Source organism: Vibrio sp. HS-50-1, from assembly GCF_024747315.1.
GTDB classification, from domain to species: Bacteria; Pseudomonadota; Gammaproteobacteria; order Enterobacterales; family Vibrionaceae; genus Vibrio; species Vibrio diabolicus.
Genome location: NZ_JAMPZF010000048.1, coordinates 284,464 through 304,270, shown reverse-complemented (window position 1 = coordinate 304,270; position 19,807 = coordinate 284,464). Strand labels below are relative to the sequence as shown.

The window sequence follows — 19,807 nt, the reverse complement described above, 5'->3', positions numbered from 1 at the left end:
TGACACTTCTTTTAATTACAACAACGATCAGTATCGGAATTACAGGCGCCGCTTTCTGTGTGGGAGTGACATATTTATTCAGTGCACTTTCACTAAATGAGCTGCTCAATAACCTGTAACTCCTAGGCTTAATATAAAAAGGGCATCCATCGATGCCCTTTTCTTTTACTTAAGGAGATACCCTAGCACTTAGGACCACTTGGGTATAAAACCGTTTTGCGTTAAGCTGCATTCTATTCATCCAATAGGTAAAGAATGGAACACAGTGATGGAACAAGTAGGAGAGCGTGCGTTGATTGTCGAAGGTGGTGCGATGCGAGGCGTATTTTCTTGCGGCATACTCGATCATTTTCTCGCTAACGATTTCTCTCCATTTGATAGCTTTTGGGGCGTATCGGCAGGCGCAAGTAACTTGGCGGCGTATTTAGCTAAAATGCCCGGGCGCAACTTAAAAATCTATCTCGATTACAGTTTAAGGAAAGAATTCATCTCACCATCTCAGATTCTACGTGGCGGCGATATGATGAACTTAGATTGGATGTGGGACGTCACTCTCGAAGAGCTTGGCATCGACAAGTCCGTACTAAAAGCGGATTCGAGACCTTTCTTTTTAGGCGTAACACGTCAAGACAATGGCCAAGCCGAGTACCATACTCCTAATGTCGACGAGCTCGCAGAAACAATGAAAGCCAGCAGCGCGCTTCCCGTGCTTTACCGAAATGGTGTCTTACTGAACGGCACCCGATACGTTGATGGTGGGGTTTCTGATGCGCTTCCTGTAGCAGAAGCAATAAAGCGGGGAGCCAAAAAGATTATGGTTTTACGCAGTCAACCCTCCAGCTATCAAAAGCCGAAAGGAAAGTTCAGCGCGCTAACCAAACGGATGTTGAAAGAAACGCCAGGATTAATTGAGCCGATGTTGACGCGTGAAGTTCGCTACAATCAAACTTTAGCACTGATCGAAAATCCACCACCGGGAGTCGAAATCATCCAAGTGTGTCCTCCCGAATCATTTAAATTAAAACGATTGAGTCGCTCGCCAGCACCATTGCGTCAAGCTTATGAGCTAGGTATTGAAGCAGGAAAAGAAGCCATCATGCGATGGAATCAGAAGTAGAAAAAAGCCACGTGGATTAGACGTGGCTAACGCAAATTCGATGGCAGTGGATTATCGTATTTGCTTCTGGTCGAGCCCAATGGTCAGGCTCAAAACTGTTGATAACTGCGCTACTCACAGAAAAGGGAGTTAGGATGTTGATGCTAGTAGCTTTCAAACAATCCTGAATTGTAATCTTGGATTGCTTGTTCTATTTCTTCCATGCTATTCATTACAAAAGGGCCATAGTGAACCACTGGTTCATTGATTGGTTCGCCAATAAAAATCAGAGCACCACTCTCCTTTTCGGCTTGTAATTCAACCCATTCACCTTTCGATAGAATCGCCATTTCGCCTTGATTGATCTCACGATCTTTTACCTGAATACGACCTTTATAAACGTAGAGCATCATGTTGTGGTCTTGCTCCGTGGTCAAATTCAAAGCGTGACCAACCATCGCTCTCCAATCGGCCACCGTGGCAGCAACACCTGTTTCTGTTAGAGGCCCCTGAATACGTTCGTTGTCTATAGTCAGATGACCAGCAATCAAGCGAACAACACCCGAGCTTTGAGTTTCGAATTCCGTTATCGTTTCAGGTTGAAAGTCATGATATTGAGCCGGTGCCATCTTATTTTTCGCAGGCTGGTTTATCCAAATTTGGAAACCATGCAATTCACCTTCCTGCATAATAGGCATCTCACTATGAATGACGCCTCTTCCTGCCGCCATCCATTGAGCGCCACCAGAACGAAGCTCACCAACATTATCCATGTGGTCACGATGCTGGAAATGACCTTTCAACATGTAAGTAAGCGTCTCGATGCCGCGATGCGGATGAGGAGGAAAGCCACCAACATAATCAGCACGGTCGTCAGACTTAAGTTCATCCATCATCAAAAATGGAGAAAAGCTCGCATTATTAAACCCTGCTACTCGACGAATTTTCACTCCGTCACCATCAGCAGTGGGTTGTGAGTGAATAAGCTGACGAATTTCTCTGAATGTGCTCATACTATTTCTCCTCGTTTACCTTTGTGGCCGCTTGCAAACCGCATGTTCAGCCATGGCTATCGATATGGTTCTATTTTAGATTGAAGAAAAATAATCATGAGCCTTGCTATTTGAGCTACTTATTCAAATTTTTCGAACAGTACACTTATCCAAGCTGTCGACATATATTTAAAAATAAGTGTAGCTATTTCCTAAACAAGGTGTATAGTAGGCCTTGGCTCTTAGAAGAGAGCTGTTAATGCAACATTTAGTTTAAGTTTCCTCTCAGTAAAATCTTGAATCCCCCAATTCAGACACCTGCGTACAACTTCCTCTTGATTGAACATTCAATAGCTTAGAAAAGATCCACAAAACAAATTCAAATTTTAATGTTTAATTCAAAGGTATTTTTATGTCTAAAGTAAACGGCTCAGTAAAATGGTTTAACGAAACTAAAGGCTTTGGCTTCCTATCTCAAGACAACGGTGGTCAAGATGTATTCGTACACTTCAACGCTATCGTTTCTGACGGTTTCAAAACACTGACTGAAGGTCAGAAAGTAAGCTTCAACGTAGAGCAAGGTAAAAAAGGTCCTCAAGCGACTGAAGTAACTCCTCTATAAGACTGCTTTTCTTGGTGTAGCATGCCCATGCTGCACCAAATCTCTCTCCTTCAAAAATATTCTCACTTTAATCACTCAGCCTAATATCAGGCATTGCTTTGTACTACCTAAAATAAATAGGATAGTACTGCTTAATTTATTATTTATAGGAAAAATCATGTCCTCAAAAAGAACAGGCCGTCAAAGGCATTGGTATCAATTACTTAACAAAGACAAAATCACTAAGAAACAGGAGAATAAATGTTAGAAATTGAATTTAATCTAGAACAACCTCACACCTCTTGGAACGCTAAAATACATCAATTAAATGGTGATATTTTACGAAGGCACGTATTACCTAAGCTTCATTCTCATAGCTACATGATCGATTTTGAATATTGTGAGAAAACGCAATCTGGAACTATTCTCTGTGATTCAGGTTCAAAGTTAGGAAGTTTTACTGTTAACTAATTCAGTTTTCATGCATTAATGAATGATGCAACTAATTTGGAAGGTATCCAATGGCTAGAAAAAGTAAGAAGCAAGCAGAAAAAGACAAGAAAGAGTCTGAGCAAAACGCGGCGGCGGTAAAACAAAAAACGCGACGCCGTATAGAAGACATTATGGAACAAAGAGAATTTGACAAGTTATTTGATCTATAAGCTATCCTTGACTCTCTCAATGCTTTCTCTGCTCCATCGTTGTGCAAGGTACCGCCACCTACCTTTGCTCAAACGAAGCCTCACTCTTTTTCCTCACTTATAACAACACGATAAGCCTCGTTCACGCTCAAAAGCCAATTTGCTCCTCTATACCCAAGTGACTTATACGGTTGCCAGTTACTTTTCTTAGTTTTCTTAGAAAAACCCTTCGACTACTGACAACTAGGTTATTTGCGTATAGCCAAATTGAGAATTTTGCGTATAATCGCCTCGTTTGCTTCGTATAACCCCAATGATATGGTTTGGGGGTCTCTACCAGTTCCCGCAAAGTGCTGATTACGAAGAGTTGAGATCATCGTGGGTCTTACTCTTTGTGATAGCGTTCGATTTATTCTTATCTATACCTATTCTTAGAGTAACTGCATCCACAATACACATAAGGTGGAATATGAACGCATTTATTCAAGGTCTTCCAAAAGTAGAGCTGCACTTACATATCGAAGGTTCACTTGAACCAGAACTTCTCTTCAAGTTAGCACAACGAAACGGTATCGACATTCCTTACTCTTCTCCGAGTGAACTGCGCAGCGCGTATCAGTTCGAAGACTTACAGTCATTCCTTGACCTTTATTACCAAGGGGCGGATGTTTTGCGTACAGAGCAAGACTTTTACGATCTCACTTGGGAATACTTACTGCACTGTAAAGCGGATAACGTTATTCATACCGAAATCTTTTTTGACCCACAAACGCATACAGAGCGCGGTATTGACTTTGACACCGTTACCCACGGGATCGCTCGCGCACTAAAAGATGGATACGAGAAGCTCGGCATTACTTCACAAATCATTGCGTGTTTTCTCCGTCACCTTTCAGAAGAAAGCGCCATGGAAACTCTGCAAGCCGTTCTGAAACACCGTGATAAGATCATCGGTGTCGGTCTAGATTCTTCAGAACAAGGCCATCCACCAACTAAGTTCAAACGAGTATTTAAACAAGCGGTAGAAGCAGGCTTACTGACTGTTGCTCACGCAGGTGAAGAAGGCCCCGCACAAAACATTACCGATGCAATTGAAATGCTTCACGTCAGCCGCGTGGATCATGGTGTTCGCTGTGTTGAGGATGAAGCATTAGTCGAGTCGTTAATTGAAAGCAAAATGCCACTGACGGTATGTCCATTATCGAACCTTAAATTGTGTGTATTTGACGATATGAAAGATCACAATATTGTCGAGCTACTGCGCAAAGGTGTCGCTGTGACGATTAATTCGGACGATCCGGTATACTTTGGTGGTTACATGACAGATAACTTTTTAGCCGTCAACAACGCACACCCAATGAGTAAGAATGAACTAGCTCAATTCACAATGAATGCGATTGATGCTAGCTTCATCGATAATGAGTTGAAAGCGAAGTATCGCCATCTCGTTAGTCAATACGTAAGTCAGCATGAAGCGTTGTAATAAAGCCATCAGTGCTACATCCTGGGTCAAACACTTAGGTGCTAAAACCTTACAAAAGCTCTGTGGTTAACCGCATTTATAAGCGCTAGACTGAGAAAGCTAAACTAGCACACAAAAAGGAATAAAATCATGATTCAACAAGGCCAAGCTCTACCAGTTGCGACTCTAAGCGAATTGACTGCCGATGGTATGGTTAACCACGACGTGACTGAGCTGTTTGCAAACAAGAAGGTCGTACTCTTCGCTGTACCTGGCGCATTCACCCCAACGTGCTCGGAAGCTCACCTACCAGGCTATGTGGTATTAGCCGACGAGTTGAAGGCAAAAGGTGTTGATTTAATTGCGTGTGTTTCTGTAAACGATGCGTTTGTGATGCAAGCTTGGGGCGAAGCTCAAAACGCTTCAGAAATCCTAATGTTGGGTGATGGCGACGCTAGCTTTACTAAAGCATTGGGACTTGAAATGGATACTGGCGGCTTTGGTGGTATTCGCTCACAGCGCTACGCTATGATCATTGAAAACGGCATTGTGACCAAACTTAACGTTGAAGAACCAAAAGAGTTTGAAGCAAGCAAAGCAGAAACGATTTTAGCGGCGCTTTAAGCTTACCCTTAGATACAAAAACGGAAGCCATCGCTTCCGTTTTTTGTTGGCTAACGCATTCTCACAACACTCGTTTGTTGCTTACGCTGCATTTCCGCAAAAGTCAGCACAAATGGGGATGACTGCTTTACGCGGCTCGGCAGTGAAGAAAGCGCATTGTAGGCATCCTGTTTCGTTTTAAAATCGCCAACAGTTACCGTATACCAACGCGTGCCTCGGCTGTTTTTCCAGTTAACCCAAACCGGATGCTTAGGATCGATATAACGAATGTAATCTTTCACATCTTTTTCTTGCTTTAGCGCGAGTACCTGCATCGTGTAATGGTTTGGGTTTAAATAACCATACGCATCCTGAGAGGTCATTACTCCAACACATTGGCCACTATCGACCTGCTGCTGGTAAGGCATAGCGCAGCCCATGAGCGATAAAATCAATGTCAAAGATAAAATCTTGTGCACGTGTCACTCCATTTTTGTTCTAGTTTCTTTTTTCTCGCACTCAAAAACACAAAAACGCTTCTAATTAGGCGAAAATAGCCCCTTACAAGAAGGTTCGATGTTTTAGCGCAACGAGTATTCCAAAAAAGTAAGGCGACCACGTTGGCCGCCTTAGTAAATTGATTTAATAGAACAATAACAAGATAGAGTGATAATGGCAGAAGTTAGCTGTTTTTTAGAGCCAACTCGCGACCAATTGCTTAAACCAGTCTAAAATTCGCTTGAATAAGCTGCCTTCTTCCACTGATTCCAACGCAACAAGTTCGGCTTCATTCGCAACTTTACCTTCGACTTTGTAAAGCACTTTACCAACCACTTGTTGTTGAGAAATTGGCGCTACCAAATCGCCATTATATTCAACTTCAGCTTGTAGCTTTTTCACATCCCCTTTTGGTAAAGTGAGATAAACGTCATTGGCCACGCCTACTTTAAGCTCATCTTGTTCGCCCATCCAAACTCGAGCGTTCGCAACTTCCGTTCCTGCCTCGGTTGGCATTACCGTATCGTAAAAGCGGAAGCCATAACTTAGCAGTTGCTTGCTTTCGGATTCACGGATATTCTCACTTTTTGCTCCCATCACAACCGCAATTAAACGCATGTCACCCTGAGTCGCTGAAGTCGCTAGACTATAACCAGCACCGCTTGTATAACCAGTTTTCATGCCATCGACATTCATACTGCGATCACGAAGCAAGCCATTGCGGTTATATTGCGTAATGCCGTTGTAGGTAAACGAGGTTTCGCTATACAGTGGGTAGATGTCAGGTAAGTCACGAATAATAGCTTGACCCAACTTGGCAATGTCATAAGGTGTTGAATATAAACCGTCACTGTCTAGACCATGAGGGTTGGTGAAAGCTGTGTTATTTAATTCAAGCTTAGCAGCCCAACTATTCATCAAGCTTACAAACCCTGACTCACTACCTGCGACATGTTCAGCAATGGCCACACTAGCATCATTACCTGATTGAACAACCAGGCCACGGTATAAGTCAGATAAAGAAACGGAAGTATTGACTTCAATAAACATCTTTGAGGAATCTGGGAAGTTTTTTGCCCAAGCATTTCGGCTAATGACGACCTCATCATCCAAAGTAATATTACCTGCGTTAATTTCTTGACCAGCCACATAAGCCGTCATTAACTTCGTTAAGCTCGCAGGATTTAGCCGTTTATGTGCATCACGTTCAACCAGCACTTTCCCAGTGTGAAAGTCCATCAAAACATAGCCACGAGAACTGAGTTCCGGTGCATTTGGCACAACCGTTGGTGCTGCATAAGCCAACGAAGATACAGCAGCGAACCCTGTAATTAACACTGTGTTTAATATAGTACTTTTTCTCATCATGACATCTTATCTTAGTAGCATTTAAGGCTTACAAACGGTACCCGAATGAATTCAAAGCGCAGGGTTACCTAGGTAAAGAGCGAGTATATTGAAACGGCGCTCAGTTACAGCCACCTTGTTACGATTAGTTACTTTTACTCAATGTTTGTCGAGAATAATGAGAGGTAGGTAGAGCTTTCGTCTAGAAAGATGAGACAAGAGGCGAGAAATCATGCCGTTATGCGATGTAATTAGTGTTCAGAGAAAAAACCGTACAAGCCAGATCTAAAACTAAGCTTGTACGGGAAAAGATAGCTAAAAATTTTATCACTATCTAACTAGGGGCAACTAAGAAAATCTACAATTCAATTAATAACCCGAACTAATAATTTACCAACCAATGCTTCATCTCGGTCATAACAAAATAATAATTTATTGTCAGAATTTCAGATAAAAATAAAAATTTAATTTATATATAACCTAAATATTATCTATTACTAGACAGGAGAAAAGTATAATTTCCCTTTCTTAAAACTAAGGGAGGCTTTTTTCGATGCCTTTGAGTTTGTATCGTCATCAGTAAACTGAGTGTAACAATGAGGGATAAGGCATCCGGCTTTAGCACGAAAAGATAAGCCACTGTTATTTAAGTTCACTCTCTGCTTTTTTATCACTAAAGACTTTAAATTTCGGTTACCTTCAGTTTGTATAGCAATTCTTTCACGTACCCCAACCCAGTACGAATCAAACGACGACATTATACATATCCTCTTTCATGGTATAAGCAGTTGTAATTAAACATTGCTCAAAGCTAGATGTAGAATTCAGTAAATTATTTAAATTTTATTTATCTATAAATTTTAATTTAAATAGATTAACCTGCACATTCCACACAAAATAAAAGGTTATGTCAAAGATTAATTATCATTAAGTTTATTTATACTAGATATAAAATTAAGTTATAAATTTAAGGTTATCTAAAGTATAAATTTTTAGAATATCATCAGCTAATAGTTAATAGAAATGCAGAGGGCTTGTTGAATATGAAAACGACAAATAGAAGCAAAGAACCATCTATATATTGAATAATCTTCAACGGGGTTACAATTCAAATAAAAGTAGCGCATCTAGTAAGATGCGCTATGGATTTGATCAGTTTTGGAGTATGAGTTCGGATGAAAACAAACTTACTTGAAGTGACTGAGCCAAGTTTGCTTATGGTTTAAGCTTCAATACCTTATCAATATCTTCTGCGCTGTGACGTTCAGGTAACTGCTCCCACTCTTCTCCCCATGAGCGATTCACAATACGACCACGCTGGACAGCTTCTCGCTCATCAATCGCTTTCGCCCAACGCACAACGTTTTTATAGCTTTCTACGTCTAAGAATTCAGCCGCATCGTAAGCACGACCCAGTACAAGGTTGCCGTACCATGGCCATGTTGCGATATCAGCGATACTGTACTCATCGCCTCCTAGGAATTCATTGTTTGCGAGGCGCTTGTCTAATACATCTAACTGACGTTTTGCTTCCATTGTAAAACGGTTGATTGGGTACTCGAACTTCTCTGGTGCGTACGCGTAGAAGTGACCAAAACCACCGCCTAGGTATGGCGCAGAACCTTGCAGCCAGAATAACCAGTTCATTACCTCAGCACGCTTAGCGCCTTCTTTTGGTAGAAAGTGACCAAACTTCTCTGCTAGGTAGAACAGGATGTTACCTGATTCAAACACGTTCACTGGCTCAGAACCTGAACGGTCAACCAGTGCCGGAATTTTAGAGTTTGGGTTAACAGCTACAAAGCCAGAACCAAACTGGTCGCCGTCACCAATCTTGATCAGGTATGCATCATATTCTGCTTCTTTTACGCCTGCCGCCAGAAGCTCTTCAAACATGATCGTTACTTTCTGGCCGTTTGGAGTCCCCATGGAATAAAGTTGGAATGGGTGTTCCCCAACAGGCAATTCTTGCTCATGACGAGCGCCTGAGTCCGGGCGGTTAATGCTCGCCCACTGGCCACCATTTTCGTTATCGTTTGTCCAAACTTTTGGTGGAATGTATTCGTTAGCCATTGTTATCCCTTATTGTGTTTGAATGCATTATCAAGCTGGCAAACTCAGTGCGCCAGCAAGCATGATGAAGTAACCCACCGCATTCGATAAATGGGCATACCCAAGATATTAGGCCGGAATCTTCAAATAAAAGTCCTGACCTTTCACTTAATTAGAACCTTTGGTTATGGAATTTTCTTTCACGCTATAAGGAAAAACGTTGTTTTAATGTGAGTTAGGTTCGAGATGCTAACAATAATGAGTAAGCCCAACTCGGCGGCGCACCTCTGTTTGGTGATTTAGAACAACCGCTTAACTTTACAGTCACTAAGAGCGAAGTAGTGTTAGATACTTTGGTTCAGAAGACTTACGTACGTGAAAGATAGTTAGGTTAGATAGTTAAAAAGAAAAACGCCCTTCACTGAGTCAATGAAGGGCGTTTTAATGTAATCGAAACCGTTACTTAGCAGATTCAAACAAACCAGTGATACCTTTCAAAGGGAAAAGCCTTGCTTGCTCCAACCCTTTCAACGTTACCTTATTGAGGTCATCAATAAAGAAACGACTGGTCATCGTGTGTTTGCCACCATTAATAAAAATCTCGATGACAGAGTTGTCGATATATATATCAATCGTCTGCTTAGCGTCCAATCTTGGTGCTTTTCGAATGCTACCAAATTCTTCTGCGTACAAATGAGACATGTGACGACGGTCCAGCATAAACTCGTGCTCTGTCGCACTAAAGACGATGTTGTCACCTTTGAGGTTACTCAGCTCAAGTTCAAAGCCATCGCCCTCAAGGTCTAATTGTATCAAACAACTGGTGCTTTCCAGTGTATGGGATTGTGCAAAGACCACCTCTTCTTTTCTTAAACTCTTCAGCTCAGGGAGTGGAGTTTGAACAAGAAAACCATCTTTCAACGTTAGTTCTCTAGGAAGAGACAACATTCCTGCCCACTGGTGTGTGACCGATGGTGTGTCGATTTCTGGCAACCCTATCCATGCAATAAGAATGCGACGCCCACTCTCATCTAAATAGGTTTGTGGGGCGTAGAAATCAAACCCATAATCTGGCTGTAAAATATCTTGGTGGTTTTCTAAAGTCATCGACTCTAGGTTCAACTGATCACCCACGATATACGCGACAGAATAGATGTTTTTGAAATCATAAGGATTACTACTGCTCACGCCCTGTGGAGAAAACAGCATCACCGATTGACCATTAATCTCAAAGAAATCAGGACACTCCCACATGTACCCAAGGTCAGAAAGCTTGGTCTTGATAGGACCTTTATGCTGCCACGTTTTCAAATCTTTGCTTTGATAGAGCGCCATTGAGCCATGCTCAGTTTTGGTTTGAGCACCCACCACCATCAAATAGTCGTCGCCTTTCTTCCAAACTTTTGGATCACGAAAGTGCTCCGTGTAATGTTCGTTCTCAATGACCACACCATGCTTTTCAATGTTGCCGTCTGAATCCATGGTGGCAAAGCACTGTGTTGGAATTCGGTTCCAGTTTTGGTCACGCTTATTGCCAGTAAAAAACAGCAAAGCCTTGTTGTTTTCCACCAAAGCGCCACCCGAATAAACACCATGTGAATCGTAGTCTTGGTCGGGATGAAGACCCACGCCATGATCAGTAAAATGGATGAAGTCTTTAGTAGAAAGGTGGTACCAATACTTCATTCCATGGACTGGTCCCACAGGCGTCCACTGGTAAAAGATGTGGTGCTCACCATTGAAATAGCACAACCCATTTGGGTCATTTAACAGCCCAAATCTAGGGGCGATATGAAAACTAGGAAAGCCTTTATCTTGCTGACGTGAAAGTTTCATTTCTTCGATATCACACTGAGGGATTTGCTCAAGTCGGCGATATCTTTGCTCTACAGTCCAACGGTTGTTTAAGCTCATAATTTTTCTCAACTGAAATTGGATCTGAAGATCATTGCCCAATAAATCGCAGCAATTCTGTCTGGGTCGGAAGCGCGGTCATTGCGCCTTTTTGCGTCGTCGCTAATGCACCACAGCCATTTGCCCATTGAATCGCAGAGCTAACAACAGGATGATTTTTCCAATCGGCATGCCGAGACAGACATGCAAGTAGCCCTCCGACAAAAGCATCACCCGCACCTGTGGTATCAATCGGACTAACGACTTGACCAGTGATCAGCTCACTCTGGCTTTCAAAGACGCGCCAAACGCCTTTCGCACCTTGTGTCACCAAGACCAAAGCAATATTCAAAGCGGCTATTTGTTGTAAACCCTGTGCTATCGAAGTTGAGTCAGTTAAGAACAAAAGCTCTTCTTCAGAGAACTTAACCACGTCAGCCATCGCTACAGCCTTCATCACGACAGCTTGGATTTCTGATTGATCTTGCCACACTTCATCACGCAAGTTAGGGTCAAAGTTAATGAAACCACCAGCGGCTTTTGCTCTTTTGATCGCCTCAAATGTGCTGCTTCGACTTGGCTCATTTGCCAGTGAAATCGAGCAAACATGTAGCCAGTCACCTTGCTTAAAGTTTGGGATGTCTTCAACAGACATAAACTGATCAGCGCTCGGTTTTACCATAAACGTAAAGCTGCGTTCACCTTGATCGTCTAAATCCACCACCACTGTTGATGTTCTTTGCTCAGGATCTTTAACGAGAAACTCCGTGCACACGCCCTCTTGATCCAGCGTCGATTGCATGAAGCGACCAAATGAGTCATCCCCCACACGTCCAAAAAACGCACTCTTACCAGATAGACGAGCAATTGCTACGGCGACATTCGCTGGTGCACCACCGGGACATTTGAGTAAAGAAGTCTCAGATTCCGGTATTAGATCGACAACAGCATCACCAGTTACCCACACTTGATTCATCTTGCTTACCTTAAAATTAAAGCCCTGATAGTCCAACGTGTTGAACACATTCACTACCAAGTAAAAATTGAAAAAGGCTAGCCAAGCCATTAGTGCTTGGCTAGCACCCCAAACATTTAGGAAAAGAAGTGGATTTTGGGGGACTCCACCCTTAAGGAGTAAGGAGTTCAGATTAAGCCGCTGCTTTTTTACCGACTTTAGCGCGGTCACGCATACCAAGAACAATGGTGAGAACAAATGCGGTCAAGAACGCGATCACCATACCCGCGATGTAGTAACCAATCTTATCCGGCGTGATGGAAATGATGCCTGGAAGACCAGCTGCCCCTAATGCCTGAGCTTTCACATTAAACATTGTGATGAACGCACTTGATAACGCCGCAGCGCAAACTGCCGCAATAAATGGGTAACGTAGTTTTAAGTTAACACCAAACATGGCTGGTTCTGTAATACCCAGCAAACCCGTGACACCCGATGGAATCGCAATACCTTTCATCTTCTTATCTTTACTCATCACGCCCACCGCCAACGCTGCAGCACCTTGAGAAACGTTAGACATCGCCGCAATAGGAAAGATAAAGGTGCCGCCTGTTGTCGCAATATCCGCAAGAAGTTGCGTTTCAATCGCAATGAAACTGTGATGCATACCGGTAATAACAAACGGAGCATAGATAAGACCAAATACCGCACCACCAACAAAGCCAGCTGTGTTGTATAGCCAGTTCAGACCATCACCCAATAGGAAACCGATATCACGCGTGAATGGACCGACGACAGTAAACGTCAATAAACCCGTGATGAAAATCGCAAGTAGCGGCGTTAAAAGGTTATCTAAAACAGAAGGAATAACCTTGCGCAGACCCAACTCAACCTTCGCAAGAATGAATGCCGATACCAAAACCGGTAACACTGAACCTTGGTAGCCCACTTTTTGAATTTCAAAGCCAAGAATATTCCAAACCGGAATGTTGCCAGATACCGCCGCCCCCCCGAAGCCCCACCCGTTAAGTAATTCTGGGTGGACCATCAACATACCTAACGCCGCCCCTAAATATGGGTTACCGCCAAACTTCTTACTGGCTGAAAATGCCAGCAGAATAGGCAGGTAAACAAACGGAGCGTTCGCAAACGTGTTGATCATGTTCGCCAAGTCTGTCAGTCCTGGGTTGGCATCAATCAAAGATTTGCCATCAATAAACAAGCCTTGAGCAGTCAATAGGTTATAGATACCCATCAACAAACCGCCAGCGACGATTGCTGGAATGATTGGAACGAAAATATCAGACAGCCCTTTCACCGCGCGCTGAACGATGTTTTGTTTCTCTGCGCCAGCAGACGCAACGTCGTTGGTGGACATTTCACTCATCCCCGTCAACTTCGCCATTTCTGCATAAACTTGGTTTACGATGCCTGATCCAAAAATGATTTGGTACTGACCCGCAACTTTGAACTGCCCTTTTACCCCTTCAAGGCTATCAATCGCTTGTTCATCTATTTTTTGCTCATCTGCAACGGCAAGGCGTAAGCGTGTCGCACAATGCGCAAGTGCGGTGATGTTGCTTTTACCACCTAATAGAGTTAACAACTCTTTTGCTACTGCCGGATAATTCATTTCATACCCCATTGGATTATTATCTGAGCTTGCGAAATTTTCGGGAACGTTTGCAAAACAGATTTTTGCTCAATAAAACCAAATGATCAAAGATAAAGCAGAGAGAATGTGAGAATGATCGTCAAATTCTCTCCCTAAGAGCAGTATAGGAGGTTAGAATCGCTACTTATCAAAGAGCCTTTCATCTTCTCTTTGCAAACAATCCCAAAAACGAAAAACAGAATGGATAGGAACAATGGCGAGTCTGCATGATGTCGCCCGTCTGGCTGGCGTATCAAAATCAACAGTGTCACGGGTTATAAACGATGAGTATGGCGTAAAAGAAGCGACAAAACAGAAGGTCCGCCAAGCAGTAGCGGAGTGTGGCTATGTGCCGAACCAAGTCGCTAAAGATCTAAAATCTCAAAAGACCAATCTGGTTGGTGTCATCGTTCCTCGGGTTTCCTCTCATGCCACATCCCAAGGTGTCGATGGATTAACCGATGTCCTTGAAAAAGCTGGGAAACATGTCTTACTTGCTAGCACTCACCAAGCCCACGAAAAAGAACTAGAATATATTCAGATCTTTAACCAAAAACGGGTTGAAGGGATCATTCTTTACGCCACCCACCTCGATTCCAAGCTGGTCAAAGCAATTCAAAACTCAGCGGTCCCAGTTGTGCTCGTCGGTCAAGATGGTTCCATGTTTAATATTCCAAGCATCATTCATGATGACGCACGAGTAGGGTTTGAAGCGGGAAATAGACTGGTTGCAAAAGGTTGCCAAACCATGGGTTTTATTGGTGTGCAAGGTGACGATATCGCGGTAGATAAGCAACGCTCTGAAGGATTTGTTCAAGCGCTACAACACCATGGTTTTGAGCTCGCCTTCCATGCTCGTGGTGACTTTACCATCGACTCTGGCTATTCATTGGCAAAACAACACTTAACAAAGAACCCTAAGCTAGATGGCTTGTTCTGTGCGACAGACCGTATTGCTATCGGTGCGATGAGAGCGATTCAAGAGCTCGGGTTAACACCGGGTAAAGACGTTTTAGTGCTAGGAGTTGGTGATGATGAGCTCGCATCAGTGTGCACCCCAACCTTATCAACATTTAACTATGCATTTGATAAAGCAGGGGAAAATGGTGCGAAACTGTTACTAGATAGAATTGCCAAAAGAAGTTTTGAAATGAGTAAGATGGTGCTAACCTTCAAAACAATTGAGCGTCAGTCCTGTTAATGAAAAAACGCCAACTGAAATCAGTTGGCGCTTTTCTTATTACTCTTTCTCGGTTAGAGCCCTTTAGAACCAAGTTTCCATTTGCAGTGCAAACAGAACTTCACCACCATCACCCATCGTTGCAGCGCCCGCATCCTGGCTAATCGAGTAGCCATTCAAGTCTTCGCTCCAATCAACGTAGCTAATAGCAAAACGTAGCTCCGGACGGTCAAAGAACCCTGCTGCGGTAGACATCTTAAGCGTTGGTGCAATTGTCGCTTTGTAAAAACTGCCACTTGCTTTATCAATCGCATTGTCTAGGTCCATGTATTGGTATGAGCCTTCATAAACCATCTCAAAGTTTTGTGTAAACTCTTGCGCTAAGCGGATGTTGAACGATGCCCACGTAAATTCATCATTTTTAGCAAAGCGATCTTGGCTGTGTTCTGCTAACAACGCAGGTGCTACACGCCAATTGTCGCCGATGCGTGTTACACCATAGCTGAACAAGCGTACGGCTTTTGCGTCTTCTAACAAATCACCGTTTGAACCTATGCCTTTAAGTTCCGCCCCCAGTCCATCACCCATCAAAATACCAGTTTTAGAGAAGCCTTCACTCATGCCAAAGAAGGTATCGCCATGGTAGGCAAACATCGCATGTAAACCTTTGTCCGCTGCGCCTTCTGCGCGATCATTGTTATCAGCAGACGTCATGCCGCTCAGCATCAATTGCCAATTACCAAAGCGGTTGTTCATTGTCGCGATATAGTTTTCAACATCCGTTGACGAGCTATCAATCTCACCAAAATCACGACCATAGATCGAGAAGTTTGCTTTCCACGAATCGCTCATTTGGACGTCATACACGCCAGCACCAGTACCAGATAAGAAAACGATATCCGAGTCAAAGAAGTGAATGTCAAAGTTATCACGGTCAAATCGTTTACCTGCCCAAAACGTTGCGTCAGCAAACGCACTTGATTCAGAGAACATGCTCAACTTGTTTAGCTCAGCATATACCTGACGAACGTTTAATTGACTCTCACTCGCCGTCCATTCGTTATTGGTTTCCGTACTATCTGCCAGCATGATTCGGAACAAAGCGCTGGAACCATCATCTGCAAAACGTTTGTGAATAAGGTTTGCTTCCACATAATGATCATCCTCAACCCCTAATCGTCCAATTGGAGCGCCAATAGCACCAGCTGCCGTCATGTAAGGACCAGTACCCACTGCACCATTCAGATCATCATTAATGAGCAGCCCGGAACGAGCGTAGCCATGAAACTCAAAGCTTGAGGCTTTCTCATTTGCTTCTGTGGATACTTTTTCTGTCTGTTCAAGTCTCTGTTCTAATTCATTAATTCGCTTTTCAAGAGCGTCAACATCTGTTGTTGCGAATGCAGGTGCAGTAACCAGCCCAAGCGCTACTGCCATCGTCAAAGTGTGTAGTTTCATTTCCATAGTCTCACGTAAATTTATACTTAGGTTATTTGCAAACGTTCCCAAGAAAAATTGCAAACTTATGGTGACTTTAAATGCCCATATAAAGCCTGAATTTCAGAGCGCTCAGATACAGAGCGTCTCTACCACTTGTATCAATGAAGGCGATAATATATAAAATTTTCGGGAACGTTACCGATGGAGGGGAATTTTGTTACTTGTATCACGTTCAATTATGTTACTTACAGAAAAATCATTAACCAGCGCACATTTGAATGGTAATGAGAAACAGGCATTGAAATTCAGCCTTATTAACAGGTGGCATTGTGGCAGAGACGTTGGCTCAACGTCTTTTATAGATTGTCTTGTGGTTAGAGCGCACAAAAAATTTCATAGAATCAGTGAGAGCATTTGGCTCCATGCATTTTAATATCTACAAAACTCATTTTTTGAACATAAATGAGTTTTGTAAAATCCAATAATCTTGCTCATGGTCACATCGGTTGCGAAAAACCACTCATTACCAAAAAGTAATCAAGCTAATGCATCTCAACGTTATTCTCTTTGGCGACTAGTAAGTATTTAATTTGATGTTGAAAATCTGCCTCAATTATCTCTTCTCGACCTTTGGACATAACGGTGTCGTAAACCATGTTTACATATTCATACGGCAGATATTGATCAAAAACATGAACTATATCGTCGTTAATTAAAATTTCACCGTAACAAGCTAAGTCTTCATCAAACGTATTTTGGTAACAAGATATTTTAGAACTATCCCATCCAGAGTAAAATTTGACACTCTTGACATCGTCATACATCGCAATGAATAACTTTTCGATTCCAAGCTTTCCTTCAGCCTCAAACCTCGACTCAAAGTTAACATAGCCGATAGCAATACCTTCATTAGAAGCTGAGTAATCTTTATTAACTCCGTAGTGGACTTGGTTTTCTCTACGTTTAGAATTGCCAATAGCTTTCCAAGTTAGGCGGTTCCCATCAATATTTTCACCAAATGTAAGCTCTTCTTTGACCTCAATAATTTGGTTCGCCAATTGGTAAGTTAAAGGTAGGTCAAGATCCGGAACGTGAGTGGCAAGACTTAGACCTTTCCTGCTATGTTTTTCGTAAATTACCTGATGTTTTCTTGGCTCGGAGTGAGAGCTTACAACTATCCATCCGCTTTCTTCAGTAGATGGGTTAGTTGATTCGGAGTTACAGCCCAAAATAAGAAGAGTTGACGCGCTAAACAGTACAGTTTTTAAGTACATAGTGAGTATTCAAAGTTAATTATTTAGTGGCATTATCATTTAAAACAATATCATGGGCAATAAAATCATACTTTAATACCTCAATAGTTATTCTATTTCGAAGTTAATATTTTTGATTAGCTACATTGCTAGGTTAATAACAGAGAACGATGCCAGAATGAATTACGTGTTCTAACTCTATACTTAATCATACAAATCCGGCAGTACGAAACGAATAAAGTGAACGTGTCAAAAGCCCGAATAGCGTTACCCAAACAAAAACGCCCTTCACATAAGTAAAGGACGTTTGTTATTTGACGTTTTGACGTTTTGATTGGCGAGTTATAACACCAACCCACCATCAATCTTGAGCACTTGTCCGGTTATAAACGCACTTTTATCAGACGCTAAAAATGCAACGCCATTGGCAATGTCTTGCGCAGAGCCCATGCTTCCCAGAGGCGTTTTACTTTCCATCATTTGAATGACTTTTTCAGGCAAGCTCTTTGTCATGTCGGTAGCGATAAAACCTGGAGCAACACAGTTGACTCGGATTTGAGCGCCTTTTCTTGCTAACTCTTTCGCCCAGCCTTTGCTCATCGCTATCACGCCACCTTTACTCGCGCCATAATTACTTTGACCAATATTGCCATCCGTTCCCACGATAGAAGAAATACAGACAATACTGCCTGCGCCTTTCTCTAGCATGACAGGAGCAACGCGCTGGGTGAGTAAAAACACCGCTTTTAGGTTCACGTCAATAACGCTGTCCCAGTCTTGCTCTAACATGTCTGGCAGCAGTGCATCTCTCGTTATCCCGGCGTTGTTGACCAGAACATCAATGCGTTGATGTTTCGCGACGATGCGATCGACCACTTCACTTACCGCTGCGGCCTCACAGAGATTCACTTGATAACTTGAAAGGTTTGGCGACTGACTCCACTCCACAGGCGAGATATCTAGCCCCACGACGTGAAATCCATCTTCGAGTAATTGTTCGCAAATGGCCTGCCCTATACCGCGAGCAGCCCCTGTAACGACGGCGACTTTTTCGTCTTTCATCTTGGTCTTCCTTAAATGTTGAGAGTACAAATCTTGCTTGCTCCTAAGCGCTTATCGTTATGTGGTTTTGTGCTTCTCATACGCAAAGGGGTTTATTTAGATAATGAAACTATAGGAATATTCTGGAAGTAGGGTGTGAATGAATCAAGACAACTTGATGATGTTTCAGCCCGTATTATTCCTAGAATCAAGATAGAAATACGATGGAGAGCCCTAAGCCTTTGAAGAAAAAAGCACCAACAATGCCAGTGGTGCTTTGAGTAAATGCCGTGTTAATGCTTTGTCTCTAACAAGACGTGCCTTTTGAAGGGTGGGAGCAGGTTAAATATCACTCCGATGATAAACAACGTAATAACAATCGTCGCACCGCTCGGTAAATCATACTTTGCAGAAGCTGCTATCCCCAGCAGAATACCAATTGTTCCGATACCTAAACTGGCGATTAAAAAACGTCTACCTTTAAGGCTTGCGGCACATAAAGCTGGAATCACAAGCAAGGCAAACTCCAAGTAAATCCCTGTCAGTTTGACGGTGATAGGCATCAAAATAGCGAAGATGAGGTAAAAACCGCTACCATGCATAAACTCTGGTTTTAGCGTTAGCAACAATAACATTGCCCCCGTAATGACAGCCAAAGGCCAAACATCTTGCCATGTTGACCACAGTAGCTGACCATTCAAGATCCCTTGAATAAAATCGGCACCGTGTGGGTCTTTGCTAACCAGTAATACTGCCAATGAAGCGGACACAACAAACAAGCTGCCGATCATCGGTTCTAGGTGAGGATGTTTACGCTTTTCAAGCGCAGCAATAACACCACAAAGCACCAAAGACATCATCCAAGGACCAAGCATGCTGCCAAGCCATGATTCGGATAGCCAAGGAGAACCAGCATACCAAGAAGAAGAGTTCAGCCAATAGTGACTTAGCGCCGCTCCCAATGCTGCGACCTGAGCAACCGCCAAATCTATAAAGATGATCTGACGATTAAGAACTTGTTGCCCCAGAACGATGTTGCCAACTAACGCAATTAAGCCACACAAAACCGCTGGCGCTAACCAAAGGTATTCACCCATAA

Annotated in this window: 18 protein-coding genes, 1 pseudogene and 1 riboswitch; of the genes and pseudogenes, 8 read left to right on the top strand and 11 right to left on the bottom strand. The window is 42.8% G+C overall.

Translation table 11 applies throughout. The annotated features are described in order from the left end of the window. Positions 1 to 268: 268 nt before the first annotated feature. Positions 269 to 1,117 carry a patatin family protein gene (locus NDJ01_RS20735; protein WP_258587263.1) on the top strand — a complete coding sequence of 283 codons (849 nt, stop codon included), beginning with the start codon at positions 269 to 271 and terminating at the stop codon, positions 1,115 to 1,117. Between the two features lie 143 nt (positions 1,118 to 1,260). Here the strand turns inward: NDJ01_RS20735 and NDJ01_RS20730 are convergent, their stop codons facing one another. After that, positions 1,261 to 2,109, bottom strand: coding sequence for a pirin family protein (locus tag NDJ01_RS20730; RefSeq protein WP_258587262.1), 849 nt, complete (start codon positions 2,107 to 2,109; stop codon positions 1,261 to 1,263). Between the two features lie 391 nt (positions 2,110 to 2,500). On the opposite strand from NDJ01_RS20730, the gene NDJ01_RS20725 reads away from it, so the two are divergent. From NDJ01_RS20725 to NDJ01_RS20705, 5 genes are all read left to right on the top strand, one after another. Further along, positions 2,501 to 2,710 carry a cold-shock protein gene (locus tag NDJ01_RS20725; protein WP_005396336.1) on the top strand — a complete coding sequence of 70 codons (210 nt, stop codon included), beginning with the start codon at positions 2,501 to 2,503 and terminating at the stop codon, positions 2,708 to 2,710. Between the two features lie 240 nt (positions 2,711 to 2,950). Next, on the top strand, positions 2,951 to 3,160 hold the full coding sequence (locus tag NDJ01_RS20720) for a hypothetical protein (protein WP_053807947.1): 210 nt from the start codon (positions 2,951 to 2,953) through the stop codon (positions 3,158 to 3,160). A gap of 50 nt (positions 3,161 to 3,210) precedes the next feature. Next, a complete protein-coding gene (locus tag NDJ01_RS20715) occupies positions 3,211 to 3,351 on the top strand; it encodes a PA3496 family putative envelope integrity protein (RefSeq protein WP_005396335.1) in 141 nt (46 codons plus the stop codon). A 259-nt stretch (positions 3,352 to 3,610) separates the two neighbouring features. Continuing rightward, positions 3,611 to 3,710, top strand: a riboswitch (purine riboswitch). A gap of 89 nt (positions 3,711 to 3,799) precedes the next feature. Continuing rightward, complete coding sequence (locus tag NDJ01_RS20710) at positions 3,800 to 4,813, top strand: adenosine deaminase (protein ID WP_258587261.1); 1,014 nt, start codon at positions 3,800 to 3,802, stop codon at positions 4,811 to 4,813. A 129-nt stretch (positions 4,814 to 4,942) separates the two neighbouring features. Beyond that, complete coding sequence (locus NDJ01_RS20705; protein WP_005396331.1) at positions 4,943 to 5,416, top strand: peroxiredoxin; 474 nt, start codon at positions 4,943 to 4,945, stop codon at positions 5,414 to 5,416. A 50-nt stretch (positions 5,417 to 5,466) separates the two neighbouring features. On the opposite strand, the gene NDJ01_RS20700 is transcribed toward NDJ01_RS20705, so the two are convergent. The 3 genes from NDJ01_RS20700 to yghU all read right to left on the bottom strand — a co-directional run bounded on the left by NDJ01_RS20700 (position 5,467) and on the right by yghU (position 9,313). Further along, entirely contained in the window at positions 5,467 to 5,874 is a 408-nt protein-coding gene (locus NDJ01_RS20700) for an SPOR domain-containing protein (protein ID WP_006741205.1), read from the bottom strand. Positions 5,875 to 6,088: 214 nt separating this feature from the next. Continuing rightward, the gene (locus tag NDJ01_RS20695) at positions 6,089 to 7,258 is read right to left on the bottom strand and encodes a D-alanyl-D-alanine carboxypeptidase family protein (protein WP_047008086.1); all 1,170 of its coding nucleotides are present in this window, start codon (positions 7,256 to 7,258) and stop codon (positions 6,089 to 6,091) included. A 1,197-nt stretch (positions 7,259 to 8,455) separates the two neighbouring features. Continuing rightward, positions 8,456 to 9,313, bottom strand: a complete 858-nt coding sequence (gene yghU / locus NDJ01_RS20690) for a glutathione-dependent disulfide-bond oxidoreductase (protein WP_074190461.1) — start codon at positions 9,311 to 9,313, stop codon at positions 8,456 to 8,458. Between the two features lie 254 nt (positions 9,314 to 9,567). Here yghU and NDJ01_RS24760 point away from each other — a divergent pair. Beyond that, positions 9,568 to 9,678: pseudogene (locus NDJ01_RS24760) on the top strand (dihydrofolate reductase); the annotation flags it as partial. A gap of 73 nt (positions 9,679 to 9,751) precedes the next feature. Here NDJ01_RS24760 and NDJ01_RS20685 read toward each other — a convergent pair. From NDJ01_RS20685 to NDJ01_RS20675, 3 genes are all read right to left on the bottom strand, one after another. Next, positions 9,752 to 11,206 carry a sucrose-6-phosphate hydrolase gene (locus NDJ01_RS20685; RefSeq protein ID WP_170892132.1) on the bottom strand — a complete coding sequence of 485 codons (1,455 nt, stop codon included), beginning with the start codon at positions 11,204 to 11,206 and terminating at the stop codon, positions 9,752 to 9,754. Between the two features lie 31 nt (positions 11,207 to 11,237). Next, positions 11,238 to 12,161, bottom strand: a complete 924-nt coding sequence (locus NDJ01_RS20680) for an aminoimidazole riboside kinase (RefSeq protein WP_258587260.1) — start codon at positions 12,159 to 12,161, stop codon at positions 11,238 to 11,240. A 172-nt stretch (positions 12,162 to 12,333) separates the two neighbouring features. After that, positions 12,334 to 13,773, bottom strand: coding sequence for a sucrose-specific PTS transporter subunit IIBC (locus tag NDJ01_RS20675; protein WP_017188252.1), 1,440 nt, complete (start codon positions 13,771 to 13,773; stop codon positions 12,334 to 12,336). Positions 13,774 to 14,008: 235 nt separating this feature from the next. Here NDJ01_RS20675 and NDJ01_RS20670 point away from each other — a divergent pair, with 235 nt between their 5' ends. Next, positions 14,009 to 14,995, top strand: coding sequence for a LacI family DNA-binding transcriptional regulator (locus NDJ01_RS20670; RefSeq protein WP_047008081.1), 987 nt, complete (start codon positions 14,009 to 14,011; stop codon positions 14,993 to 14,995). A gap of 63 nt (positions 14,996 to 15,058) precedes the next feature. On the opposite strand, the gene NDJ01_RS20665 is transcribed toward NDJ01_RS20670, so the two are convergent. The 4 genes from NDJ01_RS20665 to NDJ01_RS20650 form a co-directional block, all read right to left on the bottom strand. Continuing rightward, positions 15,059 to 16,432: a carbohydrate porin gene (locus NDJ01_RS20665; RefSeq protein WP_047008169.1), complete on the bottom strand. Its 1,374-nt coding sequence runs from the start codon at positions 16,430 to 16,432 to the stop codon at positions 15,059 to 15,061. Between the two features lie 524 nt (positions 16,433 to 16,956). Next, positions 16,957 to 17,688: a hypothetical protein gene (locus NDJ01_RS20660; RefSeq protein WP_258587259.1), complete on the bottom strand. Its 732-nt coding sequence runs from the start codon at positions 17,686 to 17,688 to the stop codon at positions 16,957 to 16,959. Positions 17,689 to 18,009: 321 nt separating this feature from the next. Further along, positions 18,010 to 18,729, bottom strand: coding sequence for a beta-ketoacyl-ACP reductase (locus NDJ01_RS20655; RefSeq protein WP_047008079.1), 720 nt, complete (start codon positions 18,727 to 18,729; stop codon positions 18,010 to 18,012). Positions 18,730 to 19,001: 272 nt separating this feature from the next. Beyond that, positions 19,002 to 19,805, bottom strand: a complete 804-nt coding sequence (locus NDJ01_RS20650) for a metal ABC transporter permease (protein WP_047008078.1) — start codon at positions 19,803 to 19,805, stop codon at positions 19,002 to 19,004. Positions 19,806 to 19,807: the final 2 nt, after the last annotated feature.

Excerpts from the sequence above, each read along its gene's own strand:
- NDJ01_RS20705 (WP_005396331.1), top strand. The coding sequence starts at position 4,943 with ATGATTCAACAAGGCCAAGCTCTACCAGTTGCGACTCTAAGCGAATTG.
- NDJ01_RS20660 (WP_258587259.1), bottom strand. The coding sequence starts at position 17,688 with ATGTACTTAAAAACTGTACTGTTTAGCGCGTCAACTCTTCTTATTTTG.
- NDJ01_RS20670 (WP_047008081.1), top strand. The coding sequence starts at position 14,009 with ATGGCGAGTCTGCATGATGTCGCCCGTCTGGCTGGCGTATCAAAATCA.
- NDJ01_RS20710 (WP_258587261.1), top strand. The coding sequence starts at position 3,800 with ATGAACGCATTTATTCAAGGTCTTCCAAAAGTAGAGCTGCACTTACAT.
- yghU (WP_074190461.1), bottom strand. The coding sequence starts at position 9,313 with ATGGCTAACGAATACATTCCACCAAAAGTTTGGACAAACGATAACGAA.
- NDJ01_RS20650 (WP_047008078.1), bottom strand. The coding sequence starts at position 19,805 with ATGGGTGAATACCTTTGGTTAGCGCCAGCGGTTTTGTGTGGCTTAATT.
- NDJ01_RS20725 (WP_005396336.1), top strand. The coding sequence starts at position 2,501 with ATGTCTAAAGTAAACGGCTCAGTAAAATGGTTTAACGAAACTAAAGGC.
- NDJ01_RS20735 (WP_258587263.1), top strand. The coding sequence starts at position 269 with ATGGAACAAGTAGGAGAGCGTGCGTTGATTGTCGAAGGTGGTGCGATG.
- NDJ01_RS20665 (WP_047008169.1), bottom strand. The coding sequence starts at position 16,432 with ATGAAACTACACACTTTGACGATGGCAGTAGCGCTTGGGCTGGTTACT.
- NDJ01_RS20675 (WP_017188252.1), bottom strand. The coding sequence starts at position 13,773 with ATGAATTATCCGGCAGTAGCAAAAGAGTTGTTAACTCTATTAGGTGGT.
- NDJ01_RS20720 (WP_053807947.1), top strand. The coding sequence starts at position 2,951 with ATGTTAGAAATTGAATTTAATCTAGAACAACCTCACACCTCTTGGAAC.
- NDJ01_RS20680 (WP_258587260.1), bottom strand. The coding sequence starts at position 12,161 with ATGAATCAAGTGTGGGTAACTGGTGATGCTGTTGTCGATCTAATACCG.
- NDJ01_RS20715 (WP_005396335.1), top strand. The coding sequence starts at position 3,211 with ATGGCTAGAAAAAGTAAGAAGCAAGCAGAAAAAGACAAGAAAGAGTCT.
- NDJ01_RS20655 (WP_047008079.1), bottom strand. The coding sequence starts at position 18,729 with ATGAAAGACGAAAAAGTCGCCGTCGTTACAGGGGCTGCTCGCGGTATA.
- NDJ01_RS20695 (WP_047008086.1), bottom strand. The coding sequence starts at position 7,258 with ATGAGAAAAAGTACTATATTAAACACAGTGTTAATTACAGGGTTCGCT.
- NDJ01_RS20685 (WP_170892132.1), bottom strand. The coding sequence starts at position 11,206 with ATGAGCTTAAACAACCGTTGGACTGTAGAGCAAAGATATCGCCGACTT.
- NDJ01_RS20730 (WP_258587262.1), bottom strand. The coding sequence starts at position 2,109 with ATGAGCACATTCAGAGAAATTCGTCAGCTTATTCACTCACAACCCACT.